Raw genomic sequence first — 17,050 nt, forward strand, 5'->3', positions numbered from 1 at the left:
CTCGCCCCATGAACCAGGACCCGAACACGCGCACTCGTGTGCGACGGTAATTCGAACCTTTGGCCAGACAATCACCGCTCTGTGAATTCACGCGGAAAATTCCGCCGCGACGGCATTGATCCAGCCTGGACTGCGCCGCTACATATTCCCAGCCTTACGGTGTCCATTTCATGCACTCCGGCAAATACGGGTCCCCCGCGGCGGCCGTGGTGGATACTGCAATGTTGCCCTGGGAGCGTCGATGGCCCGACCTGGCCACACGAACCAGGTCGAGACGAACTAGGTCGAGACGATCGAGGTGAGATCCGTCAGGGCACCGATCCGCCAGTCGGCCGCGGCGATGGTCTCCGGATCGTCCGCCCACAGGTGGCCCCACGGCCCGCGCCTGAGATGAGCGACCAGCAGACCGGCGTCCTTCGCCGGGAACACGTCGTTGGCAGGATGGTCCCCTACGTACACGATCTCGTGCGGCTCGGCCTGCGCCAACTCGACGACCCGGGCGAAGAATTCCGGGCTGGGCTTGGCGACACCCCACTCCTCGGACGTCGCGACGACGTCAGCGGGCAGGTCCAGGCCGCGCAACAGCTCTCCGGCGCGGGCCGATTGGTTGCCCGCGACGAGCACGCGGATCCCCAGCTTCCGCAACCCGCCCAGCGCCGGGCGCACATCCGGATAGAGATCGGATTCGTCGAGGAACTCGCCGCGGCCGGCCGTCCGACGGGCCGCGTGGGCGGCCGGGAGATCGAGCCCGGGGCGAATGAGCCGCAACGCGTCCGCGTTGTCGCGGCCTTGGGACACGACGGCGCCGACCAGGGCGGACATCGTATGTCGCGGAATGCCGAGCCAGTCCGCCCATGACTCCCAGTACCGGGTGTCGCTGATGAGAGTCTCGCCGATATCGAACACCATTGCCTCGATCACCCCGTCAGCCTACGAGGGTTCGGGCCCGGCCCGGAATGCCGCGCCGTCTTGAGTTCGCATATGCCGTTCCTGGCACCTGGATTCCGAACGCCGCAAAGGACCCATAGTCTTATCGCATGCGCGGCACACCCTCGACCGATGCGAATGATCGCCTGCGCGCCTATGTCCAGGCGCACGGCGACCGATCCTGGACACCCGCCGAACTCACGGAACTCGCCCGCCTCCGGGACGCCTATCTGGCGGCGCGCCGCGCCGAACTCGCGAGCGCCACGAGCGCCGCGTAACCGCCATTCCCGGCGGACCATTTCGCTCGGCCCACCCGGCCCCCAACTCGGCTCACCCCTACGAGACGGGATCGATGGCAAGCACTGCCAGGGTCCCCCCGCCCGGCTACTCCCGGGGGCGTAGCTGGGGTGCCTACCGCCGGACGACGACATCCGGACGGCCACTCGGGATTCTGGGGGTATGGAAACCTACCGCGGGCCCGTCAAGATCACCCTCGCCATGCTGGCCCTGATGGCGGGGTCGATTCTCCTGCAGATGGCAGCGGGCGCGGACTACCCGGCCGTGCCGCCCGGCGCCGTCATTCCGGTGGTCGCGGCCGGGCTGCTGGCCTGGCGGCCGCGCCGTTGGACCGCCGCGGTCGCGACGTCCGTCGGCCTGTTCATCGGCATCGGATCGATCACGACGCCGAACACCGGCGATCACCTCGGGTCGGGCGACGTCCTGCTCATCGTCTCGACCGTGGTACAGCTCGCCACCCTCCTGGGCATCGTCGTAGCCGGCGCCGTCTCCGTCCTGTGCATGAACCGCCGCACGCAGACCGCGGTCCGCGCCTGACATCCGACCCCGACCCCGACCCCGGCCCCGATCCGATCCCGTTCCCCTGCCCTTGGTCCCACGCCTTCCGCCAGGAGATGTCCCATGCATGCGCGAGCGGCAGTGCCCCAGCCCGACCCTTCGACGCATACGAACCCATCGGGAGCGCCGGAGGCCACGGGAGCGCCGCCGGCGATGTGGCGCGGCGATGTGTGGCGGGCGGCGAGGCGCAGCGAACGGCTCTGCTACGCGACGGGTGCCGTCCTCGTCGTCTCCGGGCTGGTGCACCTGGGAGTGTTCGCCGTGGACGGGGGTCCGTGGGAGGGGCCGGTCTCCTGGCGGAAGCCGTTCACCTTCGGACTCTCCTTCGGCCTGACGTTGATCGCGATCACCTGGGTGACGTCGTATCTGCGGATGAGTGCGCGCACCCGCGCCGTGCTGCTCACCCTGTTCGCGGCCGACTGCGTGCTGGAGGTCGGCGGCATCACGCTCCAGGCGTGGCGCCGGGTGCCGTCGCACTTCAACATGGAGTCACCTTTCAATACTGCGGTGTCCATGTCCCTCGCCTTCGGCGGCGCGCTCCTCGTCGTCATCCTCTCCGCGTTCGCGATCATCTCGTTCACCCGGCGGCCGGAAGGCCCCACCGGCATGCCGCTCGCACTGCGGACCGGCTTCGCCATCCTGCTCATCGGACTCCTGTCGGGTGCCGCGATGATCGCGCGCGGCGTCATCCTGACCCGTACCGGCCATCAGGCCGCCGGCTACCGCAGCACCGCCTCCGTCAAGCCGCTGCACGGCGTCAGCCTGCACGCCATCCTGGTTCTCCCGGTGCTGGCCTGGCTGTTGTCGCTCACCTCGTGGAGTCCGCAGACCCGGTACCGGGCTGTGGTCGCGGGAGCGGGCTGCTACGCGGTGGCCGTCGCCGGTGCCCTGGTGTGGGCGATCCTGAAGTACTGACGACGGAGGTGCGCACTCCCGCGCGACCTCCCTGTCGCGACTCGGCGTGGGTCAGTGCCGGGGCAGGGACGGCTTGTTGTCGGACACCTCGGACACCTCGGACACCTCGAACACCTCGGACATCGGAGACGCCGGGGAAGTCGGCAGGTCACGGGTGCTGCGGACCGGCGAGAAGAGCAGGATCAGGCCGGCGAGCGGGACGCCCGCCGTCGTGATCCACAGGGCGGCACGGAGGCCGAGCACGGTACCCAGCGTGCCGCCGAGCAGCGCGCCGAGCGGGATCGTGCCGAAGTTGATGAACGACGTGCTGGCGGTGAGGCGGCCGAGCAGCTCCGGCGGGCAGTAGCTCTGCTGGAAGCTCGCCTTGATGACGTTGCCCGCCACCACCCCGGCGGAGACGCAGAAACCACCGACCACGTAGAGCAGCACCCCCGCACCGCCGACGGTGAGCGGGATGAGCAGGGCGAACACCGGGAATCCGAGCTCGAACAGGAGCGTGGCGCGCGCCGTCCCGACGCGGGCGGCGACCCGGCGGGCGGCGAACGCACCGGCGACTCCGCCGCTGCCGGCGGCCGCGATCAGCGCGCCGACCGTACCGGAACCCACGCCGACATTCCGCACCAGGAAGACGACCACGATCGACTGGAAGCCCATCAGCGCGAGATTGGATGTCGCACCGAAGAGGGTCAGGGTACGGATCCAGGGATCGCGGGTGGCCAGCCGAAGGCCCTCCCCGACCTCCTTGACCAGCGCCCTGGGCGGACGTTCGGTCCTGACGGCGCGCGGCTCGCGGTGCCGGATGCCCGACAGGCAGAGCAGCGAGACGAGGAACGTCGCGGCGTTGGCGAACATCCCGTTGACCGCGCCCGCCAACTGGGCGATGAGACCGCCGGATCCGAGCCCCACGATCTGCGCGGCCGACGCGCTCCCGTGCAGTTTGGCGTTGCCCTCGGGTTGGTCGGCCGGGGCCAGGATGCTGGGGAGGTACGCCGTGTAGGCGGTCTGGAAGAAGACCACCGCCGTACCCGTCAGCAGGGCGATGGCGAGCAGCAGGCCGATGCTCAGCGCGCCGGACCAGGCCGCGACCGGGACGCTGACGTAGAGCAGCAGGGAGACGGCCGCCGCGACCAGCATGATCGGCCGCCGGCGCATCCGGTCCACCCAGACGCCGACCGGGAGGCCGATGATCAGCCACGGCAGCCAGGTGGCGGCCGTCAGCAGGCCCACCTGGAAGGTGCTGGCGTGCAGCGCGGTGACGGCGACGAGCGGCATCGTCACCCCGGTGACGGACGCACCGAACTTGCCGGCCGTCTCACCGCACCACAGCAGCCGGAAGTCGCGATGCCGGCGCAGCAGGCCGCCGCGTATGCCGTCGTCCGAACGGTCGTCGTCCGAGCGAATGTCGTCGTTCAAGCGCGTGCCCTCTTCCAAGCGTGTGTCGTCGTCCATGTGCGTGTCTTCGCGCAGACCGTTGTCCGTGTCCTGGTTCATGCGTCGCCACGCTCCTTGCGGGGGAACGACTGGAGCTGAACGATGACGGGCAGCGCGTTCTCGCCGGGTTCCGCATCGGGATCCGGGGCGTGCCGGTCAATGACCTCCAGCAACTCCGCGTTGAGCGCGACAAGTTGATCCGGCGTCATCCTCAGGTCGGACCGGTCGACAAGGGTGCCGATGCCCAGCCACGGCCCCTCCCAGTCGTCGGCGAGGTAGTCGGCGACCCGGGAGAACGACTGCTGGACCAGTTCGTGCATGTAGACGGAGAGCGCGCCCCGGGTGTCGGGGTCGTAGCGGAACTCCGTGGTGTTGAGCGTGCGCCGCTCGTTGACCGCCTGCCACCAGCGTTCGCGCTTGGTGCCACGCCCGACCACGTCCTCGATGAAGCCGTGCTCCGCGAGCTGGCGCAGATGCCAGCTGACGGTGCCGGTGTTCTCACCCAGCCGCTCGGCAAGCCGGGTCGAGGTGGCGGGTCCGTCGAGCTTCAGCAGTTCGAGGATCCGCATACGCAGCGGATGCGCCAGCCCGCGAAGGCTACGGGCGTCGATGTTCCGGACGGGCTTGTCGCCTTCGTTCCGGATGGGCTTCTCCGGTTCGGACTCGGACGGCTGCGATGGGCGTGTGGGTTCGTCGGCCATGCCCGCCATCATATGTTGCAGAGGACTCTCTGCATAGAGTCATCTGCAGAGAGTCCTCTGCCAATTCTCTCCGCCGTCGCTCCCCCGTCGCTCCCCGGCTCCCGCCTGCTCACCCGCCTACTGCGCCACCGCCCGGGGCACCATCAGCGCCATGGGATCTCCGGACACGGCGTCGAGTACGGTCCGGTTGCCCAGCGGGCGCGCCAGCCGGAAGTGCGCGGGCGTCGCGCGCAGGGCCGCGTCACAGGCAGCGCCCTCGGGCAGCTTCCAGGGCCCGATACGGCCGATGAGGACGACGACCTCCTTCGTCTCGTACACCTGGCCGGGCAGGGCGTCGACGCACGACCCGTGCTGCACCCGAGCGGAGAGGACGAGGCCGTCGGTGGACGTCCCGCTCCAGTCCGCCACCGGGCCCAGACCCTTGATCTCGGGGGCCGGACGACCGTCCTGCGATCCGCCGGGCGGCTGGTCGGGGGCCACGGCCGCATAGACGAACGGCCGGGTGTAGCCGTCGATCGTGAACTCCCAGACGGGGATGGTGGCCATGCCCCGGCTCGTCGGCAGCGTCCTGGTGGCCGCCTTGGCACCGGTCACCCGCAGCCGCCGGGCGCAATCCGCCCCCTCGCAGGTGGACTTGCTCCGCACCAGCCCGTCGAACACCTGCCGAGCCGTCAGCAACGGTCGCTTCACCGTCGATCCGTCCGGCCACGTCACCGTGGTCTCCGGACCGGACGTCGGAAGCTGCGTGGCGAGTTCCAGATGCCCGTACATGAAGGCGGTCTTGTCCTCCCCGCTGCGGAACGCGTCCGGCGGAAGCCACTCCGCCCGGTCGAGCGGTCTGTATCCGTTGCGCCAGGCGCGTTCCGCCGCCGATCCCGTCCAGGCTTTGGCCACTTCGGCCGCCCGCCGGGCGGCCGCCCCGTCCGGACGCCCGGTGTCCCCGGTCACCAGCGCCCCCTGTCCGGCGGGCGCGTCCGACGCGGTCCGCACCCCCTCGGTGCCACACCCCGCGACGGTGAGCGACACGCTGAACAGGACGGCACTGACGAGTGCGGCGCGGCTGCGCATGACGGCTCCTCCATGACAACGCCCCGGCGGCCCCGGCGGCGTATCCCTTCGACGTGAGTCGGGTAACGGCGGTTCCGGGTAACGTGATCTCCGGATCTCCGAGGTGCGGGTCACGTCCGGACGTCGTTCGTAGTGGTGTGGTGAGTCGGGGGTAGTGGCGTGACGGTGAACGTCGAAGTGGCGAGCGTGCTCACGTACGGGAGCAGTGGCCAGCGCATGGATGTCTACCGGCCCGCGCCACCGTCGTTGTCGGCTTCACCCGTGCCGTCACCGTCGGCTTCGGCTTCACCCTCTCCGTCCTCGATGGCTTCGGCTTCGCCCGCTGTGCTGCTCTGGCACGGCCGCGGCCCCGATGAACGTGACGTGCTCGCGCCGCTCGCCCGGACCGCCGCCCAGCTCGGAATCGTCGTCTTCGTGCCGGACTGGCGTCCCGACGCTCCTGACGCCGGCCGATCCCACCTCGCCGAGTCGGTTGCGTTCGCGCGCGAGAACGCGGCCGGTTTCGGCGCGGACCCCGAGCGGATGGTCCTGGCGGGCTGGTCGCTGGGCGCCAACGCCGTGGTGGGCGTCGCTCTCAATCCCTCCGCGCTCGACGGCTGGCGGCCGCGAGCCGTCGTGGGCATCGCCGGCGGATACCGGTCCACGGCGCCGACAACGGGGACCGTCCCGATCGACGACGTGTCCCGGGACGGTGACCTGGTGCCACCGATTCCGGTCCACCTGGTGCACGGCACCGCCGATTCGATCGTGGACATAGAACAGTCCCGTGAGCTGCGCGACGCCCTGGAGAAGCGCGACTGGCCGGCGCCGCTCGCCGAGCTCGCGACCGATCACGCCGGTGTCGTGATGACCGAGTTCAGCCTCGAACACCAGCGCTGCCTGCCCGGCACGGCCGACCACGCCGTCGAGGCCGGGACGCGGACCGCCCACCTGCTGGCCCGCGCAGCCGGGATGACCGGCTTCTGACGCGCGGCGGCAGCGTCAGGGGACCATCGTGAGCCCCGCGGCGCCTCCACCGCGGCTCAGGACCATGGTGCGGATGTGATCGCGGGCCTTTACGTAGTCGGCCCGGCCCGGGTTCCGGCGCAGCGCGTCATTGAGGGTCACGACGCGGTACGGCGGTCCGAGGTCCATCAGCTGTGGAATGAACTCGGCCTTCCGCACGGTCCACCGCTGTCCGGCCGTCGCGGGCGGGACGAAGGTGAACCGGGCGATGGAACTCATGTTGCCGCGCGCGTCCTGCTTGTCGTCGTAGGTGAACATCTGCCCGGCGACCTGGTCGCCCATACCGTAGACGACCCAGGTGCCGTTGACCTTCTCGTACGCCTGGGGGATGTGGGCATGGGTGCCCAGGATCAGATCGATGTCCGGGCGTCCCCCGGTCCGCGCGGCGGTGAGCTGCTTGGCGACGGTCAGCTGCATCTCGTCGGGATCGTCCTGCCACTCGGTTCCCCAGTGCAGACTCACCAGCACCACATCCGCCCCGGCCTTCCGGGCGGCGCGCGCGTCGGCGATGATCCGCTCCGGCTCGATGAGGTTGACCGCCCACGGGTGCCCCTCGGGCTGCGGAAACCCGTTGGTGTCGTAGGTGTAGGCGAGCTGCGCGACGGTGGCGCTCCCCGCCTTGAGCAGCGCCGGCTTGCCGGCCTCCGCGGCGGTACGGGCCGAGCCGGCGTGCCGGACCCCGGCCGCGTCCATGGCGTCGAGCGTGTGCCGGATCCCGTCGGCACCGTCGTCCAGCGTGTGGTTGGACGCGGTGGAGCAGGAGTCGTAACCGGTGTCCTTGAGGGCCTGGGCGACCTGCGGCGGCGACTTGAACGTCGGATAGCCGGTGAAGGGACCACCCTTCGCGCCGTACACGGTCTCCATATGACAGATCGCCAGATCCGCCTGGCTGACCACCGGCTTCACACCCGCGAGCATCTTGTGGAAGTCGTAACCCGACCCTCCCGCGTCCGCCTGGGCCTGACGGATGATCACCGCGTGGGGCAGGACGTCCCCTGAGGCGACGAGCGTGAAGCCCTTCAGCTGAGAAGCAGCACCGGACGAGCCCGCCTGCCCGATGTCCCCCTTCGCTACGGGCCCGGCGTGCGGCCCGGCGGCACCGCCGCAGGCACTGACAGCAACGGTTCCGAGCAGAGCGGCGGCCACGACCAGCGCCCCCTGTCGTGTGCGGATCGTCATCGACGCGACTCCATGATCAGGAAATCTGACTGTCGTTTGATCCCACCACGCAACTGTGAGACCTGCGACAGCAGTCACCCATGGGAGGCAACGGCGTCAGCCCAGCCGGGCTACCGGCGATCCATGTGCCGCACGCTCAGGTGCCGGCGCCGGGCCAGTCCTCGAACCGGATGCGGGAGATCTCCAGGATCTCCCCGAGCGCACCCCACTCGTCCTTCCCCAACCGCGTCAGTGGCTGTAGCTTCCGCGCATCCGGATGACCGTCGACCAGCACCGCCTCGGACACGGCCGCATGCACGACCCGCCCGAACACCACCGTCGAGTCCCCCATCCGCAGCATGCTGTGCATCTCGCACTCCAGAGCCACCGGCGACGCCGCCACCCGCGCCGGCTTCACCCGCAGACTCGGCTCCCGCGCGATCCCCACCGCATCGAACTCACTCACCCCGGCCGGAAAGTCCGTCGCCGTCGCATTGATCTGCTCAAAGAGATGCTCCGGCGCAAAGTTCACCACGAACTGCCCCGTCCCCTCGATATTGCGCAGCGAGTCCTTCCGCCCGACCGAGGTGAACTGCACGATCGGCGGACTGACACAGGACACGGTGAAGAAGCTGTGCGGTGCCAGATTGTCGGTACGGCCGTCCGGGCTGACCGTGGACACCCAGGCAATCGGCCGAGGCACAACCACCGAGGTCAGCAGCTTGTAGAAGGCAGCACGGTCCACGGCCGCAGGATCAAAGTCGATGCGCATGCCAGCCAGTATCCACACAACCCGGACCACACTCTCCAACCCTCAACCCCGGCGCGGCCAAGCCCCTGAGTCCGACGAAAAGCGCCCGCTGTCGGACGGCCACGAGCACCCGAAGCCGAACCGCCATCTGCCCCCCTTGTCCCTCTGGGACGACTTCGAGATCCCGCCGCAGGCCCGCAAGGGCAACGTCACCCTCAACCTGCTGCCCGTTTTAGGTGACCGGCGACGGTCCCGTCGCGGCTCCCCCATTTTCGCGTGGATGTGGGAGCCGGCCACGCACGCACGCGACCAGTCGAGCTCGCCGGGCGCGTGCAGTTTCGGGATTCGAACCCGAGACGTGAACCGTATTTCAGTAGTCGATGCGGTCGGACTTGGCCAGCCACGCGTCGAACGGCGCCGTACGATTCGGCATGTCCACTCGCTCGATCGCTATCGGCCACAGCTCGGCGGGCCTCCTTTCGAACAGGTCGTAGAACTTGCGGTCGTCGAAACCGGCCAGCGCAGCGTCATGCCGATCAGCGGCGAAGATGATCCGGTCGACTCGCGCCCACAGCGCGGAGGAAAGACACATCGGGCACGGTTCACAAGAGGTGACCAGGACACAGCCCTCGAGGGAGAAGGTGCCCAGCTTCTGGCAGGCGGCACGTATCGCGCTCACCTCGCCATGCGCGGTTGGGTCCAGGTTCGAAGTGACCTTGTTGTTCCCGATCGCGACAATCTCGCTACCCATGGTGATCAGTGCGCCGAACGGACCGCCTCCGTTCTTCACGCTGGCGGTGGCAAGGCCGATGGCCTCGTCCATCCACATGCGCTCGAGCTCCTGGATGCTTGTTTTTTGGGTATGCACGGTCATGGTCACTCCTTTGTCGCAGACGATGGAGACTCCCCGAATGCTCCGTGCGGGACACGTCACAGGCAGAGCCTTCGGGGCAACAAGTGGGGCTCCGTGGGTGCCGCCGTGAGATCAGCTCGGTCGGCGACACCAGCAGGACATCAGCGCCGCTAGGCGCAGACAATGCGCTCCGGTGAGGCGGGAGAAGTCTGGTTGGTCATCAGGAAGCCTCCACTGTCCCTTCCATGACTTGTTCAGGTGCTGGTAATGCGGAATAGCGCAAGTACATCCGCCGGGCCCTGTCGAGGGTCAGTCACCGAAACCATGAAGGAGTTGGCTGGTCGGCCGGCCTCTCTTGTGGATACGCACGAAAGGTAGGACTCAGTGAACCCTTCGTGAACCCTTCTTCGTGAGCGCCAGGCGATCTCGATGGCGTGAACGGCGGCGGGGGTGCTGCTGATCCGGTTGGTGCTGCACCGGCGCTTTGCGGAGGATCTGCCACTGCTTCCGGCGGGCGAAAGCCCGCTCGTCCGGTGTCCGACGCCGGGTGTGGTCCTTACTGCTGACCATCCATGGAGTCGGTCCCGAAACGCCGCCCGTCTCCTCGTTGCTGTCGGCGACCATCCCGAACGCCTGCGCTCCGAGGCAGCCTTCGCCCATCTGCGCGACGTTGCCTCGCCATGCGGCTGCGCGCACTGCTGGAAACCGAGGCGCTCGGGCTGCGACTCCTTGGCGACGAAGAAGAGCGTCAGATGTCCGGCGAGCAGGCCGGCGAACCACGAAGCGGTCGCACACCAGCCCTCCTGAGCTGCAGTTCCGTAGGAACACACGAACTAGGGATCTCAGGATGATCAAGGTTTCATGTTTTCACCACCTGGCTGGGACAAGCCAGTTGGCGATCTACTCCTCGGACAAGCCCAACCAACGAACGGGGAGAAAGCCTTGTCCGAGAAGCTGCCTGGCCGTCAGATCGAGATCTCCTGGCCGGACCTCGGCATCACGGTCTCCGCCGACCTGGACGACCGCAACCCGGCACTTGCCGACGCCCTGTGGGAGTCGCTGCCCTACCAGAGCCTCCAGGGGCACGCCCTCATCGCGGGAGAACACCTCTACCACGTAGCGCCGATACCCACCCTGCTGCACACCCCCCACGCCACCCGTATTCCCGACCGGCGCGAGGCTCCCAACGGCTCCGTGTTCTGCTCCGGTTTGCAGCATCTGGGCATCAAGTACGGCACCCTGACCGAGCCGATGCCCGCCACCCCCGTTGGCCAGATCCGTGAGGCGGACATGCCCGCCCTGCTGGAAGCCGGGGCCGCGATCTGGGACGCCGTCTACTCCACAAAGAAGCAGATCGTCGCCGAAGTCCGTCGCGCGGGCGAGCCGGGCGGCCAGCGCATCCCGATGCTGCACGCCACCAACACGGCCGCCAGCCACCTGATCGCCGACATCTTCGCCGAGACCGAGAAGATCTGGCTCGCACCCCCGGCCGAGTTGGACGACCTCCACCAGGGCATCATCCCCTCTCAGGCAGGCAACTTCGGCACCGTCCTTCCCACCCTGCTGTTCGTCAACGGGGAGACCCGGCCCCTGGGTTACGCCGCCTACGGCGGACTCGTCCGCGCCGCCGTGCAGGACATGCCCATGGCATCCCTCGTCCACATGACCCGCCTCCTGGTCGGCGTCCCCGCCGAGTTCCTGGGCTACTGCGGCCTGGAGAAGCTGTGGGGGTTCACCCAGCGCTTCCTTGACGTCCTCGACCGCCTCGACCGTGACGACTTCTACGCCGTCACCAGCCAGATGGCCCTCTACATCAACTGCCTGGGCGGCTGGAACCTCCAGCTGTACCCGTGGGAGACCGGACACCACCTGCGCCAGCAGGGCGCCTATGAAGACGCGTAGCCATGCCCGGAGCGGAGTCCGCCGGCCAGATGACGACACCGGCACTCATCCCCCCTACCGGAAGCCCACACCACAGGAGAAGATCTTGAGCGCCCTGCCTGCCCGCGCTGACGCCGTCGTGATCGGCGGGGGAGTGATCGGCACCTCCGCCGCCTACCACCTCGCCGAAGCCGGCGTGAACACCGTGCTGCTGGAACGCGGAAGCCTCGGCGGCGGGGCATCCGCGCACACCGCGGGCATGGTCCGCACCTACTTCCCCGGTGACCCGCACACCGGGCAAATGGCCGTGCGCAGCCTGAACGCCTACCACGACTTCGCCCGCCACACCGGAGCCCCTCTCGGCCTGAAGCGGCTCGGGTTCATGGCGCTGTTCACGGACGAACAGCAGATCGCCGAATTCGAGGCCACCCATCAGGCCCAGCACGCCGCCGGGGTCCAGGTCGACCTGATCAGTGCCCGCGAAGCGTCCGGACACAACCCGCTGATCAACGAGCGCGCCGTGCTGGCCGCCGCCTGGTCTCCGGAGGCGTACCACGTGGACGGCCTCGACATCGTCCGCGGTTACGCCGCCGCCGCCCGCAATCACGGCGCCAGTCTGTTCACCCACACACCCGTCACACGCATCGACGACGACAACACCGTCCACACCCCGCAGGGCAGCATCAAGGCAGACAGCATCGTGTGCACGGCCGGGCCCTGGTCCGGCGAGGTGGCATCCATGGCATCGGTCGACCTGCCGATGAGACCCCACGCGATCGAGATGCTGTTCACCGACGCCCCGCCCTCCCCGCACCGCGAGATGCCCATGACGATGCACGCCACATCCGGCCTGCGGATCCGCTCATGGAAGGACCGCATCCTCCTCGCCATGGGCGTACCCAAGGCCGGCGAACCACGCGAAGCCTGGCTCGGCCGCATCGCCGGCCATCTCGGCACCCTGTTCCCCGCCTTGGACGGCATCGGCCTGCATCGCGCGTGGAGCGGCGACTTCGACGCCAGTCCCAACAACACCGCCTTCATCGGCGAACACCCCACCCGCCGCTTCCTGTACGCGGCCGGATTCACCGGCGCGGGCTTGTGCCAGGCACCCGCGGCCGGGGAGAAGCTCCGCGACCTGCTGATCGTCAAGTAGCCCCATAACAGGAAAGATTGCCGTGATTGTTCTCGGATGTAATGGTTTCAGTCGGGTGTCGGAGTTCTTCTCCGAACGCCTCGGTGCGACCGGCATCAACAAGCATTACCTCTTGGGCCACGACGCCGCCGCCGCGCTCCTGGTGGACGGCCGCCTGGTCGCCGCGGTGGAAGAGGAACGCCTCAACCGGGAGAAGAAGACCACCGACTTCCCCACGAACGCGATCGACTGGTGCCTGAAGGAGGCCGGGATCACGTTCGATGACGTCGACCTGTTCGCCTTCCCCTGGAACTGGTCCACCCAGGTTCTGGACAAGACCCTGGACGGCATCCGCACCTCCCCGATGCCGGAGGCCGCGAAGGCCGAACTCGGTCGCACCATAGGCGACTTGTTCGACCAGGTCGTCAGCCCCGAAGCGATCCTCGCGGACTTCGAAGCCCGCACCGGACACCGCCCCGACCCGGCCAGGGTCCGCTTCGTCCCTCACCACCTGGCCCATGCCACGACCGGCTACTACCTCGCCGGCATGAAGGACTCCGCGTTCCTCGTCAGCGACGGCCGAGCCGAACGCTTCTCGACCTTGTCGGGCGAGATCCGCGAGGGCCGGATCACCGTCTTCGACGACACCGTCACCGGTTCCGAGTACTCCATCGGCACCCTGTTCTCCGTCATCACCCGCTTCCTCGGCTTCGTCCCCAACAACGACGAGTACAAGGTGATGGGCCTGGCCGGATACACCGACCCGCCGACTCCGAACCCGTTCATCGAGCACCTTCTGACGCTGCACGACGACGGCCGCTACACCTTCACCAAGGCCCTTCAGACCGACAACCTCCACAGTCACGACGCCCTGTTCGAGGAGTACTTCGGACCCTTCGAAGACACCCTCGAATACAAGGCCCGCGTCGCCGCCGCCGCGCAGCAGATGCTGAACATCGCCACCGCCCACCAGGTCCGCCACCTGGAGAGCAGGACGGATCTCGACCGGCTGTTGTTCGAAGGCGGCGTCGCCCTGAACTGCCTGAACAACACGCCGATGTTCGAAGGCTCGCGCTTCGAGGACATGCAGGTCAGCTTCGGCGCCTCCGACACCGGCATCACCATCGGAGCCGCAGCCCACGCCTGGCTCAACCACCCCGACACCGCCCCCGCGGACATCCTCGCCGCCGCACCCGCCACCCCCTATCTGGGACCGGCCTACGACGACGCCGCGATCGAGGAGGCCCTTGAGGGGTTCGCCGGCCGCGTCCTCGTCAAGCGCCTGGATGATGACGAGATCATCGAGCAGGTGGCGGAGCTGCTGACGACGAAGGTCGTCATCGGCTGGTTCGAAGGCCGTGTCGAGCACGGGCCACGCGCGCTGGGGCATCGCAGCATCATCGCCAACCCCGGTTTCACCGACATCAAGGACATCATCAACACCCGGGTGAAGCACCGCGAACCCTTCCGTCCGTTCGCTCCCCTTGTCCTCGAGGAGCAGGCGCCGAAGATCTTCGACATGGGGCGTAAGACCAGCTCCCCGTACATGACGTTCGTCTTCCCCGTCCGCGACGAATACAAGGACCGCATCCCCGGTGCCGTACACGTGGACGGCACCTCCCGTATCCAGACCCTGACGGACGAGGGCACCCCACGGCTCACGGCACTGCTGCGGAAGTTCATCGAACTCACCGACACCCCGTGCCTGATCAACACCTCGTTCAACGTCGCCGGCGAACCCATCGTCTGCACCCCGACGGACGCCCTGAACTGCTTCATGGGCACCGAGATCGACTATCTGATCCTCGGAAACCACATCATCGCCAAGAACGAGTCCCCGGAGTCCTCGGAGTCCACGCGATAACCACGTGGGCGCGCGTCGACGGGCTCGTCTTCGCCGCCGCCGCCGACGGCGCCGGGGGGCCGACGCAGCCCGGCCTCCCCAACCGCACCGCACCGTTCGACGTGTGGATCGCCAAGATCGACCGCGTCAACCACTAGAAGAACTAGAAGAAAGAGCACCCCGTGCCGATCCAGCGCAAGCACACCATGCACCACTCCACCATCCTCGAGGCCGACCCGGACACCGTGTGGGCGACCGTCCGCGACGCCATGCAGATCCTGGAGATCGTCTCCCCGGGCGACCTGGACATCCACACCGACGTCACGTGGACAGAAGGCGGCTCGGTCGACACGGTCCCGGCCCGCTACGACTTCAAGCTCACGCTCAACGGCGGCCTCGTCCAGCAGGAGATCGCCGCCCGAGACGAAATCAAGAAGCGCCAGTCCTACCGGGCCATCGCTCCCACCAGCGGAGTCGCCAGCTACGAGGCCACCATCCGCGTACGCCACATCACCAACGACCCGGCCCGCAGCTTCTTCGAGTGGTCACGGATCCTGGAGATCGCCGAGGACGCCGACCTGAACGTGGTCGAGGCCATCATCGACGTCATGGAGAAGCAGACCGACGCCGTACGAGACCACTTCGCCACGACCGCGAAGTGAGTGACGTGACGACGCTCCTACTGCTGCGGCACGGCGAAACCCTGCTCACCCCGCAACGGCGGCTCTCCGGCAGCGGAGGATCCAACCCGGGACTCTCACCGGCCGGACACAGCCAAGCCCAGGCGGTAGCAGACGCCCTCGCCCACCGCGGCGAAATCGAGGCGGTCGTCACTTCACCGATGCGGCGCTGCCGGGAGACCGCTCAGTCCGTGGCCGCGCGCCTTGGCCTGAGCGTCCAGGTCGACCGGGAACTGCGGGAAGCGGACTTCGGCGCCTGGGAGGGCCTGACGTTCACGGAAGTCCGCGAACGCTACCCGGACGACCTGAGCGCATGGCTCGCCTCGCCCGAGGTTCCGCCCTCGGGCGCAGGCGAGACCATGCAAGAGGTCACCCGCCGGGTCGCCGCCGTACGAGACGGCCTCTTGGCCCAGTACGCCGGCGCCACGGTTCTGGTCGTCTCCCACGTCGGACCACTCAGAACCCTGATCCGCCTCGCCCTCCAGGCCCCACCGCACTGCTTGTTCCGCATGGAAGTCGCGGCAGCCTCCCTGTCAACGGTGACGTACGACGAGGACGGCACCGCCACGGTGCAGTCCCTCAACGACACCCACCACTTGAACTGAACCGCACGCCAAGGGGCCCGGCACACGTGACGTGTGCCGGGCCCCTTGGCGTGGCTCACGCAGCCACTCTTGCCGTCACTGCGGCGCGATCGTCTGCTGGCGACGCCTCAGAGACACGTCACGCGGAAGCCGAAGCGAAATGGATGCGACCCTGCATGCGCTATAACAATCCAGGACATACGCTGACAAGCGGCCGCGCGGGGCCGGGTTCCATGAGCGTCTCCGCATTCACCGGGTGGAGGGCCGCCAGAGCATCATCGCCAGTCGTAACAGCTGTGGAAGGGAACACCCCCATGACGGCGCCCGGATCTTCGCTGCAGTACGACACGTTGTGCGCACGTCGACCGGGCCTTACCCGCGACTTGCCGCCCGGCAAGGAAGACCTCCAGTGGGTCGCCAACACCGCCACCCTGATCTACGGCGAGCGCGACGCCGTACTGGTCGACACGTTCCTCACCGTCGAACAGAACCAGGAACTCGTCGACTGGGTGAAATCCCACGACCGCAACCTGGCCTACATCTACATCACCCACGACCATGGCGACCACGCCTTCGGCGTCAAGCAGCTCATCGAGGCTTTCCCCAGGCCAAGGCGGTCTCCACCGCCGCAGTCGTGGCCAAGGCGATCTTCGAAGGCACCCCGCCGTTCATCGACACCTTCTGGGCCGCGCGCTTTCCCGGCCAGGTACCCCAGCCGCAGGTCTTCCCCGAAGCCCTCGACGGCGACACTTTCACCCTCGAAGGCCATCCGCTCCAGGTAATCGAAACAGGATTCACCGACACCGAGGGCAGCACCGCCCTGTGGGTGCCGGATCTGCGCCTCGTCGTGGCCGGGGACGTCGCCTACAACGGCATCCACCAGTACATGGGCGAGACCACCACGACCTCGCGCCAGGAGTGGATGCGGGCCACCGACACGCTCGCCGCACTCAACCCGGCCTTCGTCGTCGCCGGCCACAAGAACCCGGACCTGCCCGACGATCCGAAGATCCTCGCCGAGACGAAGCAGTACCTCACCGACTTCAACCGGCTCGACACCGAGACTCAGGCGCACACTGACCTGTACGAGGCGATGCTCGCCCTGCACCCCAACCGGGCAAATCCCGGGTCTCTGTGGGGCGGAGCGAAGAAGGCCAAGAACCTCTGACAACGATCGCTCACAAGGAGTCTTCGTCGATGCCAGTGAGATCGGCCTTGCGGCTCGGTACCGTGCCGTTCATGACTGAGAGCCCGGCTGATCGACGC

16 protein-coding genes and 2 pseudogenes are annotated in these 17,050 nt (G+C 68.1%); 11 read left to right on the forward strand and 7 right to left on the reverse strand.

From position 1 onward, the window contains the following. Window positions 1-279: 279 nt before the first annotated feature. On the reverse strand, window positions 280-921 hold the full coding sequence (locus AC07DC_RS23420; RefSeq protein WP_478916375.1) for an HAD family hydrolase: 642 nt from the start codon (window positions 919-921) through the stop codon (window positions 280-282). Window positions 922-1,037: 116 nt separating this feature from the next. Between AC07DC_RS23420 and AC07DC_RS23425 the strand changes: the two genes are divergently transcribed. From AC07DC_RS23425 to AC07DC_RS23435, 3 genes are all read left to right on the forward strand, one after another. Further along, the gene (locus AC07DC_RS23425; protein ID WP_478916376.1) at window positions 1,038-1,205 is read left to right on the forward strand and encodes a hypothetical protein; all 168 of its coding nucleotides are present in this window, start codon (window positions 1,038-1,040) and stop codon (window positions 1,203-1,205) included. Between the two features lie 181 nt (window positions 1,206-1,386). Further along, the gene (locus tag AC07DC_RS23430) at window positions 1,387-1,761 is read left to right on the forward strand and encodes a hypothetical protein (RefSeq protein WP_478916377.1); all 375 of its coding nucleotides are present in this window, start codon (window positions 1,387-1,389) and stop codon (window positions 1,759-1,761) included. Window positions 1,762-1,935: 174 nt separating this feature from the next. Next, a complete protein-coding gene (locus AC07DC_RS23435; RefSeq protein WP_478916378.1) occupies window positions 1,936-2,697 on the forward strand; it encodes a hypothetical protein in 762 nt (253 codons plus the stop codon). 51 nt (window positions 2,698-2,748) lie between these two features. Here the strand turns inward: AC07DC_RS23435 and AC07DC_RS23440 are convergent, their stop codons facing one another. The 3 genes from AC07DC_RS23440 to AC07DC_RS23450 all read right to left on the reverse strand — a co-directional run bounded on the left by AC07DC_RS23440 (window position 2,749) and on the right by AC07DC_RS23450 (window position 5,897). After that, entirely contained in the window at window positions 2,749-4,188 is a 1,440-nt protein-coding gene (locus tag AC07DC_RS23440) for an MFS transporter (RefSeq protein ID WP_478916379.1), read from the reverse strand. Then, complete coding sequence (locus AC07DC_RS23445) at window positions 4,185-4,829, reverse strand: ArsR/SmtB family transcription factor (protein ID WP_478916380.1); 645 nt, start codon at window positions 4,827-4,829, stop codon at window positions 4,185-4,187. The genes AC07DC_RS23440 and AC07DC_RS23445 overlap by 4 nt, the downstream gene beginning before the upstream one ends. A 117-nt stretch (window positions 4,830-4,946) precedes the next feature. Further along, window positions 4,947-5,897: a hypothetical protein gene (locus AC07DC_RS23450; protein WP_478916381.1), complete on the reverse strand. Its 951-nt coding sequence runs from the start codon at window positions 5,895-5,897 to the stop codon at window positions 4,947-4,949. Between the two features lie 303 nt (window positions 5,898-6,200). Between AC07DC_RS23450 and AC07DC_RS23455 the strand changes: the two genes are divergently transcribed. Beyond that, entirely contained in the window at window positions 6,201-6,863 is a 663-nt protein-coding gene (locus tag AC07DC_RS23455; RefSeq protein WP_478916383.1) for an alpha/beta hydrolase family protein, read from the forward strand. A 15-nt stretch (window positions 6,864-6,878) separates the two neighbouring features. Here AC07DC_RS23455 and AC07DC_RS23460 read toward each other — a convergent pair whose 3' ends face one another. The 3 genes from AC07DC_RS23460 to AC07DC_RS23470 form a co-directional block, all read right to left on the reverse strand. Beyond that, window positions 6,879-8,081: a CapA family protein gene (locus AC07DC_RS23460; protein ID WP_478916384.1), complete on the reverse strand. Its 1,203-nt coding sequence runs from the start codon at window positions 8,079-8,081 to the stop codon at window positions 6,879-6,881. Window positions 8,082-8,217: 136 nt separating this feature from the next. Further along, window positions 8,218-8,832 (reverse strand): flavin reductase family protein, encoded by a 615-nt coding sequence (locus AC07DC_RS23465; protein WP_478916385.1) that lies wholly within the window; start codon window positions 8,830-8,832, stop codon window positions 8,218-8,220. Window positions 8,833-9,181: 349 nt separating this feature from the next. After that, window positions 9,182-9,685 (reverse strand): nucleoside deaminase, encoded by a 504-nt coding sequence (locus tag AC07DC_RS23470; RefSeq protein ID WP_478916386.1) that lies wholly within the window; start codon window positions 9,683-9,685, stop codon window positions 9,182-9,184. A 921-nt stretch (window positions 9,686-10,606) separates the two neighbouring features. On the opposite strand from AC07DC_RS23470, the gene AC07DC_RS23475 reads away from it, so the two are divergent. The 7 genes and pseudogenes from AC07DC_RS23475 (at window position 10,607) to AC07DC_RS23505 (ending at window position 16,952) form a co-directional block, all read left to right on the forward strand. Next, a complete protein-coding gene (locus tag AC07DC_RS23475) occupies window positions 10,607-11,566 on the forward strand; it encodes a cucumopine synthase-related protein (RefSeq protein ID WP_478916387.1) in 960 nt (319 codons plus the stop codon). Between the two features lie 85 nt (window positions 11,567-11,651). Further along, window positions 11,652-12,698 (forward strand): NAD(P)/FAD-dependent oxidoreductase, encoded by a 1,047-nt coding sequence (locus AC07DC_RS23480; protein ID WP_478916388.1) that lies wholly within the window; start codon window positions 11,652-11,654, stop codon window positions 12,696-12,698. Between the two features lie 55 nt (window positions 12,699-12,753). Next, window positions 12,754-14,541 (forward strand): carbamoyltransferase family protein, encoded by a 1,788-nt coding sequence (locus AC07DC_RS23485; RefSeq protein WP_478916389.1) that lies wholly within the window; start codon window positions 12,754-12,756, stop codon window positions 14,539-14,541. A gap of 161 nt (window positions 14,542-14,702) precedes the next feature. After that, window positions 14,703-15,182 carry an SRPBCC family protein gene (locus AC07DC_RS23490; RefSeq protein ID WP_478916390.1) on the forward strand — a complete coding sequence of 160 codons (480 nt, stop codon included), beginning with the start codon at window positions 14,703-14,705 and terminating at the stop codon, window positions 15,180-15,182. Between the two features lie 8 nt (window positions 15,183-15,190). Next, window positions 15,191-15,805, forward strand: a pseudogene (locus AC07DC_RS23495) (histidine phosphatase family protein); the annotation flags it as partial. Between the two features lie 293 nt (window positions 15,806-16,098). Beyond that, window positions 16,099-16,386, forward strand: a pseudogene (locus tag AC07DC_RS23500) (MBL fold metallo-hydrolase); the annotation flags it as partial. A 32-nt stretch (window positions 16,387-16,418) separates the two neighbouring features. Next, entirely contained in the window at window positions 16,419-16,952 is a 534-nt protein-coding gene (locus tag AC07DC_RS23505) for an MBL fold metallo-hydrolase (protein ID WP_478916391.1), read from the forward strand. Window positions 16,953-17,050 lie beyond the last annotated feature (98 nt).

This window comes from Streptomyces sp. NPDC045021, assembly GCF_056432645.1.